Annotated in this window: 10 protein-coding genes; 3 read left to right on the top strand and 7 right to left on the bottom strand. The window is 52.0% G+C overall.

The annotated features are described in order from the left end of the window. Nucleotides 1–414: 414 nt before the first annotated feature. Together rlmB and cysS are read right to left on the bottom strand one after the other, a co-directional pair. Nucleotides 415–1401 carry a 23S rRNA (guanosine(2251)-2'-O)-methyltransferase RlmB gene (gene rlmB, locus HF984_RS03145; protein WP_168614224.1) on the bottom strand — a complete coding sequence of 329 codons (987 nt, stop codon included), beginning with the start codon at nucleotides 1399–1401 and terminating at the stop codon, nucleotides 415–417. A 62-nt stretch (nucleotides 1402–1463) separates the two neighbouring features. Continuing rightward, nucleotides 1464–2882, bottom strand: coding sequence for a cysteine--tRNA ligase (cysS, locus tag HF984_RS03140; protein WP_168614223.1), 1419 nt, complete (start codon nucleotides 2880–2882; stop codon nucleotides 1464–1466). Between the two features lie 226 nt (nucleotides 2883–3108). On the opposite strand from cysS, the gene HF984_RS03135 reads away from it, so the two are divergent. Continuing rightward, nucleotides 3109–3849: a DUF1206 domain-containing protein gene (locus tag HF984_RS03135; protein ID WP_168614222.1), complete on the top strand. Its 741-nt coding sequence runs from the start codon at nucleotides 3109–3111 to the stop codon at nucleotides 3847–3849. Nucleotides 3850–3921: 72 nt separating this feature from the next. Here the strand turns inward: HF984_RS03135 and ispF are convergent, their stop codons facing one another. From ispF to HF984_RS03120, 3 genes are read right to left on the bottom strand one after another with little or no spacing between them, the layout of a single operon-like run. Continuing rightward, nucleotides 3922–4401 (bottom strand): 2-C-methyl-D-erythritol 2,4-cyclodiphosphate synthase, encoded by a 480-nt coding sequence (gene ispF / locus HF984_RS03130; protein ID WP_168614221.1) that lies wholly within the window; start codon nucleotides 4399–4401, stop codon nucleotides 3922–3924. Nucleotides 4402–4409: 8 nt separating this feature from the next. Beyond that, nucleotides 4410–5174 (bottom strand): 2-C-methyl-D-erythritol 4-phosphate cytidylyltransferase, encoded by a 765-nt coding sequence (gene ispD / locus HF984_RS03125; protein ID WP_343947465.1) that lies wholly within the window; start codon nucleotides 5172–5174, stop codon nucleotides 4410–4412. Nucleotides 5175–5194: 20 nt separating this feature from the next. After that, nucleotides 5195–5680, bottom strand: coding sequence for a CarD family transcriptional regulator (locus HF984_RS03120; RefSeq protein ID WP_168614220.1), 486 nt, complete (start codon nucleotides 5678–5680; stop codon nucleotides 5195–5197). Between the two features lie 319 nt (nucleotides 5681–5999). Here HF984_RS03120 and HF984_RS03115 point away from each other — a divergent pair, with 319 nt between their 5' ends. After that, on the top strand, nucleotides 6000–6620 hold the full coding sequence (locus tag HF984_RS03115) for a hypothetical protein (protein WP_168614219.1): 621 nt from the start codon (nucleotides 6000–6002) through the stop codon (nucleotides 6618–6620). A gap of 76 nt (nucleotides 6621–6696) precedes the next feature. Here HF984_RS03115 and HF984_RS03110 read toward each other — a convergent pair whose 3' ends face one another. Continuing rightward, a complete protein-coding gene (locus HF984_RS03110) occupies nucleotides 6697–7380 on the bottom strand; it encodes a response regulator transcription factor (RefSeq protein ID WP_168614218.1) in 684 nt (227 codons plus the stop codon). A 69-nt stretch (nucleotides 7381–7449) separates the two neighbouring features. Then, nucleotides 7450–8616, bottom strand: a complete 1167-nt coding sequence (locus tag HF984_RS03105; protein WP_168614217.1) for a sensor histidine kinase — start codon at nucleotides 8614–8616, stop codon at nucleotides 7450–7452. A gap of 190 nt (nucleotides 8617–8806) precedes the next feature. On the opposite strand from HF984_RS03105, the gene phoU reads away from it, so the two are divergent. Further along, nucleotides 8807–9457, top strand: a complete 651-nt coding sequence (phoU, locus tag HF984_RS03100; RefSeq protein ID WP_168614216.1) for a phosphate signaling complex protein PhoU — start codon at nucleotides 8807–8809, stop codon at nucleotides 9455–9457. The last annotated feature ends 111 nt before the right edge of the window (nucleotides 9458–9568 follow it).

Here is a 9568-nt window from a genome sequence, read left to right as displayed (position 1 = left end):
AACCACAACAGGACCAACACACCGTCACAAACCAGCAACAACAACCCTATAAACTTCTCAAAACCACCGTCTGACTAGGAGCTTTACCCACTCCCTCGCCGCGACGACTCATACAACTATACGCACACCAAAACCCCTCCGCAACTTGAAATGCGGTGGTCTGCATTACTTACAAGTTTGTAATTATATCAAAATGCCTAGTCAGAGCAAGATTAACTCTAAAAAAGTTTTTTGAAAAACTTTGAAAACAGTTGTTTAGCCTAACCAAATAGCCGTTTTAGTGCTCCGCAACACTAATCTGAGTCACTTTTAGCGTCCTCATTGCCTTCTGTGCAGTCTCTACAGGCTCAGAAAACAAAACGAGAGCTCAGCGCGACCCTTTATCAGGCGTCCACCGAACTCTCGTCTTCATATTTACTTTTTCGCTGCGCGGCGACGGGATACCTCGTACAAGGTGATACCCACAGCCATCGACGCATTCAACGACTCCATTGCAGAGTCAATCGGAATAGAAACAATCTGATCGCAGTTCTCAGTTACCAATCGAGAAAGACCCTTACCCTCAGAACCAACAACAACCATCAACGGTTCTGATGCAAGCTCCATCTGAGGAAGATCAATATCTCCCCCACCATCAAGACCGACCACAAAGATGCCAGCATCCTTAGCCTGCTGAATAACTCGAGTCAGGTTAGTAGCCTTTGCAACAGGAATACGAGCAGCAGCACCCGAAGAAGTCTTCCATGCTGAAGCAGTCACAGCAGCTGAACGACGCTCAGGAATAATCACGCCATCACCACTGAACGCTGACACGCTACGAATAATCGCGCCCAGGTTACGAGGATCAGTAATGCCATCCAACGCAACAAACAAAGGAGGAGCCTGCATCTTGCCATCATGCCAGCGATCCATGACATCAAGAACCAAGTTGCCCGCATCCGGGTATTTATAAGGAGGAACCTGCAAGGCAACACCCTGGTGCACTGCACCTTCAGTCAAACGGTCCAGCTCGCTACGAGAAATCTCAAGCATCGGCAGGCCGTTCTTATTCGCCTCAGTCATAATGTCGCGGACGCGGTCATCCACCTCAATACGGCTCATCACGAACAAGTGCTTAGCAGGAATATCAGTCTGCAACGCCTCAAGCACTGAATTGCGGCCGGTCACCAGTTCCTCAGAAGTGCGCTTACCACCCAAGCGTGAACGCTTAGTAGCGGTGGTACCCGTAGCAGCACGACGCTCAGCGGCGCGCTTCATCTTATATGCCTTATGGTAGACGCGGTCCTCAGCCTTAGGAGTAGGACCCTTACCTTCAAGTGCCTTACGACCGTGACCACCGGTGCCCTTAGAAGGGCCCTTCTTCTTAGTAGTAGCGCCAGGACGCTTACCAGCTTTAGCCATCTTCAAACCTTCTTTACACAGTGCAGAACACTCTGCACACTCAAAAACCTTTTACTTAGATTCTACGCAACAGACCACGTAGAACCGTTGGCGCTGTCCTTCACGGTGATTCCAGCGGCAGCCAATGAATCGCGAATCTCATCTGCGCGAGCCCAATCCTTTTCTGCACGAGCAGTTGCACGAGCCTCGATCAAAGACTGAACCAAAGAATCCAACGCTGTATGTTCAGCATTCGATGCGCCAGCCCCACTGACAGACATCAACGGCAACAGGCCCAGCACACGAACCATGGCGTAGACCTGAGCAGCAATAGCTGATACATCCTCACCCTTATTCAAGGCAGAATTACCGGCCCGAACACTTTCATGAAGCACTGCTAATGCCTGAGGAATGTTGAGGTCATCATCCATTGCCTGAGCAAAGGCATCTGGAACCTGCGCATCCTCGGTATGGAACTCAGCAGTGGCAGCAACAAAAGCCTCGATACGCTCAACGGACTTGGTAGCCTCAGCCAAAGAAGTGGGGCTGTAATCCAACACAGAGCGGTAATGCGCCTGACCCAAGTAATAACGCACTGCTAATGGACGCGCCTGCTCCAACATCTGTGCCGGTGACACTGTATTGCCGATGGACTTCGACATCTTCTCGCCTTCAAAAGTCACCAGACCGTTATGCAACCAGAAGTTCGCAAAACCATAGCCAGCTGCAGTTGACTGCGCCATTTCGTTCTCATGGTGAGGGAAACGCAAATCCAAACCGCCACCGTGAATATCGAAAGTCTCACCCAGGTATTTACCCGCCATAGCTGAGCACTCCAGATGCCAGCCGGGGCGACCGCGTCCCCACGGAGAATCCCACGACGCGGTAAAAGGCTCGCCGACCTTGTACCCCTTCCACAAGGCAAAGTCGCGAGGGTCTCGCTTACCACGAGGGTCCGCGTCGGGAGCGTCCTGCATATCTTCAACACTCTGATGCGTTAGAGCACCGTATTCCTGCCAGGAACGCACATCGAAATAGACATCACCGGAGTCATCCAAAGCAGGGTACGCATGACCGCGGTCAATAAGACGCTGAATAAGAGCAAACATCTCAGGAATATGACCGGTTGCGCGAGGCTCATACGTCGGAGGGTCAATAGCGAGCGCTGAATAAGCCTGCGCAAAAACCTTCTCAAAACGGTAAGCCAAAGCCCACCACTCTTCACGCTCAAACTCTCCCTCATAGCCTTCATCAAAAGACAAAGAGGAATTAGCCAGAATTTTATCGTCAATATCGGTTACGTTTCGGACAGTCGTCACCTTGAACCCGCGGTACGTCAACCAGCGCGAAAGCTGATCAAAAACCAAAGCTGAACGTACATGCCCGATATGCGGGGCGCCCTGAACGGTTGCGCCACAGTAATACAGGCGTGCCTCGCCGGGGTGTACTGGCGTAAAGTCGCGGACAGATGCTTCTCGAGTGTCATAAAAACGTAAAGTCACAGCACCAAGTTTACGCAAGATAAAGCGTGTTGTGCATTTTCACGAGAACAACATCGGTGATGGGTGGTCGAATCCACAAAGAAAACCAGAAGTTTTACCGGCAGATGGGCGGCATAGATATCCTTACCCGTGCACAATAGGTCTATGGTCAACACACAGGGACAAAAAGTAAAGGAACGCAACTCGCAACAACGCGTCCAAAGCCGCGAATCACCCCGCGCTCATCATGGCAGCGCGCGTCGGCTTTGTGGTATCGGGCATCCTGCACATCATGATTGGTTGGATAGCCTTTCGCATTGCAACAGGATCAGGTGGCGGCGAAGCCTCAAATTCCGGAGCAATGGCGCAGATCGCCGCCACTCCCGGCGGACAGATTCTGCTGTGGATCATGACGGTGGGCCTGGTTGGGCTGGGATTATGGCGCATCGCTGAAGCGTTCGTAACTCCCGAAGCTAAAGACAAGGTAAAAAGCGCAATCGTGGGCGTTGTCTTTTTAGCTCTTTCATTCTCTACCCTCACCTTTGCTCGTGGCGGCTCAAGCTCAGACGGCAAGAAAGCATCATCAATTACCTCTACTGTGCTTGAAATGCCCGGCGGCAAGATTCTGATCGCATTAGCAGGTCTGATCATTATCGGCGTAGGTGCCTACGGTATTTTCAAGGGTGCTACCAAACGCTTTAAAAAAGACTTGGAAGCGGGTGCTCAGGGAGGTAACGTCGGCTCAGCTATTACCATCTCAGGCATGGTTGGCTACATCGCGCGAGGTATCGCCTTTGCGGTCTTGGGCATTATGGTCATCTGGGCTACCCTGACCAGCGACCCTTCAAAAGCATCGGGTATGGACGCCGCGCTTCGCACCATCGGTTCTCAGCCCGTCGGGGTCGTTCTGCTCATCTTCACCGCACTAGGCTTTATTCTCTACGGTATTTACTCCATCGCACGAGCAAAATACACCAACGAGGTTTAACAGCTTTTTAGACACACAGCGGGCACAAAGGCGGGGAACTCACCTACGAGTTCCCCGCCTTATCTTTTGTACCTACCTCTTATACACCAAAGCCGTTGCAATCGCGGCTACGCCCTCACCGCGTCCTGTCAGCCCCAGTCCATCAGTGGTAGTAGCGGTCACCGTAACCGGCGCTCCCGCCGCTTTGCTCAAAACACTGTTAGCTTCTTCTCGTCGCGACGAAAACTTAGGCTTATTACCAATGAGCTGAACAGCGATATTACCGACCTCGTACCCGCGACTACGGATAATCTCTACAGCTTCCGAAAGGATGCGAACACCAGAGGCACCCGCCATATCGGGGCGATCGACACCGAAGTTAGATCCAAGATCGCCGGTACCAGTTGCAGAAAACAGAGCATCAGCAGCGGCATGCGCCACAACATCACCATCAGAATGCCCCGAAAGACCAACGTAACCGGGCCATTCTAAACCTGCGACCCACAGCGGTGTAGATTCATCGGTATCAAAAGCGTGCACGTCTGTTCCCGTGCCAACAAGCGGTAAATTCATGGTTATCCTTAGTGTTCGTAAAGTGCTTGCGCCAAAACCAAATCAAGCGGAGTAGTAACTTTGAAGGCATCCGCGTGACCGGCAACGGTCAAAACCCGCATACCTAACGTTTCAATCAGCATCGCATCATCAGTGACAGCTTCTGCTTCTTCAGGCGACAAACTAGATAAATCAGAATAGGCATCGAGCAACGTCGCAAGGTCAAACCCTTGAGGTGTCTGAACAGCGCGAAGCTCTGATCGAGCAGGTGTTCCCGTCACGACCTGTTTCACATCCACGCTCTTAATGGTGTCAACCACGGGAACCACAGGAATAACAGCCTTTTCCCCCGCTACCAATGCTTCTGCCACGTTCTTGAACGAACTCACCGGAGTAAAACAACGGGCGGCATCGTGTACAAGGACGCTCGTGGCAGGAGACTCAGAGAACCCGGTTTGAAGAGGAGCTTCGTTTAGCACTGACAGGGCTGCCGTCACTGACTCTGAACGAGTAGCACCGCCCTCAACTGCCAGCGCGCCAAACCGATCACAGACCTGTCGAAGCACTGTATCGCCTGCGGGAACCGTCACAACCACTCGAGATGCGATGCCCGCAGCAATAACGCCCTCAAGAGCCCACTGCAACAGCGTCTTGCCCGCGACCTCGACAGCAGCTTTGGGAATACCGCGTCCAAGCCTCGACCCAGAACCTGCCGCCACAACAATAACGGCGAAGACCGCTTCAGTATCAGAAGCGGTCTTCGCCGTATCATTCAAAAACTTTGATTCACTCACATCAAGTGAGCTTACCGGATTTAGACGTTCTCGAGAATCTTATCGAGTTCAGCTTCAGCAGCTTCTTCGTCAATATCCTTTGCCAAAGCAACCTCAGATGAAAGAATCTGACGTGCTTTCGCCAGCATGCGCTTTTCACCCGCAGAAAGCCCGCGGTCATTTTCACGACGCCACAAATCACGAACAACCTCAGCGACCTTCAAAACATCGCCGGATGCAAGCTTTTCAACGTTCGCCTTGTAACGACGCGACCAGTTGGCGGCTTCTTCGGTGTCGGTAGCCTGCAGAACATCGATTACTTCTTGCAAACCAACTTCGTCGACAACGTCGCGCATACCGACCATGTCCACATTCTCAGCGGGTACCTCAATCACAAGATCGCCCTGTGCAACCTTGAGTTTCAGGTACATTTTTTCTTCGCCTCGGATCGTGCGCATCTTAATTTCTTCAATAGTTGCAGCACCGTGGTGAGGGTATACGACTGTTTCGCCAACCTCAAAAAGCATATGGATAAACCCCTTTCAGCCTATCCATTCTAGCACGGAGATTTTTAAGGCTGTATATAGGTTTCTCGCAGAGAATAGCTACTCACAATATCGCTACCTACTCGATAGGCCGAATTCGCCCACTTATTTCCCGCGTCAAACACATGAAATTTAGAGCGCGCATAAAGACGTTTCGTCGATAAACCGGTAGACTTTAGAAGAAAACGTACACATCATTTGTCTTGTCAGCGCTAAAGCACACACTCGTTTTACCTTCTCTCAGGAAAACACTGCGCCGTCAAGACTTTTGCTTCACACCACCTTGCAAGGAGTACGAGCCGTGAAGAACGCTGCTTCGAAGACCGCAAAGCGTGCGAGCGCAACCGTAGCTCTCGCAGCTGCCCTACTCGCAACCACCGGCTGTGGTTACATCTACACCCAGCCCACCACCTTGATTTACGATGCAAGCGACGGTGTCTCATTCACCATGTGGCCCAAGGGTCAGCGCGTGGCTGTTCGCAACATCATGGTTATTTCTGAGGGCAAAGGCCAGCCCGGACGCGTTCTGGGTACTGTATACAACCTGGGTGAGACAGACCAGACTGTGAATTTCAAGGCTGGCGACCAGAACTTCTCTATCGAGGTTCCCGCAGGTAAGCACATCAAGCTCGAAGACAATGCGAACCAGGTTATTGTGAACACCGTTTCACAGCAGCCCGGCGAGCTCATTGAATCTGTAGCTACCATCGGTCAGACCGAAGAAGCGTTCAACCTTCCCGTTCTCGACGGCTCACTGAAAGAATACGCACCCTACCTGCCTAACGCAGCGTCCTCTTCTTCAGCATCGGAATCAGCAGCCGCTGACTTCGAGGCAGAAGAAAACACCACCGCTGATCAGTCAATGGCACCGGCTACTTCACCGGCTTCAACCGCTACTCCTTCAGCATCATCAACGAACTAGCATAGTTTGAAATAACGAATGCGCCGGGTATGTTACCCGGCGCATTCGTGTATCTACTGAAATTCTTTGCTAAAGCTTATGCCTCGAACTTGTACCCGAGGCCGCGCACCGTTACAACATAGCGCGGGCTTGAGGGGTCTGGCTCGACCTTTGAGCGCAAACGCTTGATATGAACGTCAAGCGTCTTGGTGTCACCTACGTAATCAGAACCCCACACTCGGTCAATGAGCTGCGAGCGGGTGAGCACGCGTCCGGTATTACGAAGAAGCATCTCAAGTAGCTCGAACTCTTTGAGCGGCATAGGAACGGTTTCGCCATTCACCGTCACGATATGACGTTCGATGTCCATACGCACGGGACCGCCCTCAATAGCTGAGTCAGCGGTTTCTTCTGGCTCTGCTCCCCGACGACGCAACACTGCGCGGACGCGGGCAATGAGCTCTCGCGCAGAATACGGCTTAGTAACGTAGTCGTCTGCACCGAGTTCTAGACCGAGCACCTTATCAATTTCTGAATCTTTAGCGGTCAACATGATGATAGGCACCGCGGAAGTTGCACGAATCTGCTTGCAAACTTCCATACCGGACTGCCCAGGAAGCATGACATCCAACAGCACGAGATCCGCACCAGCACGCTCAAACTCGGTGACCGCGTCGATACCGTTATCGACGACTTGAACGTCGAACCCTTCGCGTCCCAGCATAAATGCAAGCGGTTCGCTCAATGATTCTTCGTCTTCAACAACCAAGATTCTGGTCATTACAGTCCTTTATGTACAGGGCAGCAGAAACTGCCGATGGATTGATGTTGTTATTCTACGTAGAGATTCCTAAGCAGGAGCGGAGGTCTCTAACAAGTCTTGTTCTGTGACGCGGTCTACCGCTGGGATAGAGAGGGTAAAGGTAGAGCCTTCACCGGGAACCGACCACAAAGTAATTTCGCCGCTGTGCTGCGCTACCACGTGTTTGACGATGCTTAGCCCCAGCCCGGTTCCACCTGTTTGACGGGAACGTGCGGGGTCAACGCGGTAAAACCTTTCAAAGATGCGGTCCTGCTCGTCCTCAGGAATACCGGGACCTTGATCCTTAATAGAAATCTTGATGGCATCATCACGCTGGGTAATGCCGATACCGACTTTAGTGTTCTCTGGTGAGTAACGGATGGCGTTTTCAATCAGATTGCGCACCGCTGTTCCCAGCAGCTCGCGGTCGCCGTATACAGGACGCGTCGCTGAGCCACCCACCTGAAGCTGGATTGACTTGTCTTCAGCCGTCAGACGGTTTCGGTCAACGGATTCTGCCACCAGATTATTGATATCTACCAACTGGGACTGGCGGACAACGTCGGTGGACTGCAAACGAGAGAGCTCGATAATGTCCTGCACGAGTGCACTCAACCGTTTAGCTTCTTTTTGGAGCTTCTTCGTAAAGTGCGCAACCGCCTCTGGGTCATCGGCTGAGGCCTCAATAGCCTCGCTCATCAAGCTCACCGCACCCACGGGGGTCTTCAACTCGTGCGACACATTCGCCACAAAGTCGCTTCGCACCGCCTGTGCGCGTGCGATCTCAGTGCGGTCATCTGCCAGCACCAAGATGTACTCATCGCCCACCGGCGCAACCCGCAAATCAACGACCAATTGATGACGCTTACTGGGGCCACCACGCGTAATGTGAATCTCGCGCTCCTGGATAATACCCTTAGCGCGCACCGTGTGAATCATCTTGATGAGATCATCAGAAATCACTGTATGACCACGCACCAAACCCATAGCGTACGCACCGGGCGACGCCTGCACAACGCCATCGACGGCGTCCACCACAACATAGGCTCTGCCAATAACAGCCAGAACTTCAGCGGCACCGTCAGAGAGAGTTGGCTCCTCGACATCTGCCCAGCCCGCTCGCTCACGGTCACTTTTACGCACTGCCCACAGGCTGACAAATCCCAGAGCCAACCCGATAACACCAGAAATAATTGCAAGTAGGGTTGGATTCACCCCTTTAGCTTATGCACAGACGACCTGAAATCCCAATAAAACCTCAGGCTTTTAGTAACGGTTCAGCTAACGTTCACCTCGATACATCTTGCTGTTTACACGAACCTGCAAAAATCGGTATGAAATGCTGAGCATTTTTGTACACAAAATGCTCCTTAAGAAAAACCTTCATGAAAGGACGCTTGAAACCGTGCGCAAAGTCTTTCAGACAGAACTCCAACACGTCAACGAAGAACTCACCCAGATTGCAACCCTGGTAGAGCAAGCTCTCATCCAAGCCAGCTCATCGTTCCTCAACGCTGATGTTCAAGAGGCAGAAGAAGTTATCTCAAATGACGCCCGCATCGACTTTTTGCAAAACCAGTTGGACGAGCGTTCTATCGACATTCTCGCTTTGCAGGGTCCCGTCGCATCCGACCTGCGTATGATTGTGGGAACCCTGCGCATGAGCTCTTCGCTGGAGCGTATGGGCGATCTTGCCCGCCACGTTGCCCAAATCGCTCGTATGCGTTTTCCCGACAAAGCACTGCCAGATTCCATCGTGCCGATTTTTGAAGAAATCATTGAATGCGACAAGAAAATCATCAAGAACGTTATCCAGCTTCTTGAGACTCGCGACCTCGCGTACGTTGATGCTATTTCAACCGCTAAGATCCGCATCAATGAACTACACCAGAGTGTCTTTGACGCTCTAGCAGCTGAAGAGTGGGGCCACAACGCCCAGGTAACAATAGATGTCACCCTTGCCTCCCGCTACCTCGAACGATTCGGTGACCACGGCGTTTCTGTAGCACGCAAGGTAACCTACTTGGTCACCGGCGACTGGAACACGCTTTCATAAGCACGACGCTAATTCTGTAGCGGTTCATCGATAAACACTCAGGGGTGGCAGGTTACGACCTACCACCCCTGAGCTATATCTCAAGAAAATTCAGCGCACCTTTTCCGGCAC

It is taken from the genome of Rothia terrae (assembly GCF_012396615.1).
Taxonomy (GTDB): Bacteria; Actinomycetota; Actinomycetes; order Actinomycetales; family Micrococcaceae; genus Rothia; species Rothia terrae.
The sequence above is the reverse complement of the archived record's forward strand: the minus strand, read 5'-3'. Positions and strand labels throughout refer to the sequence as shown.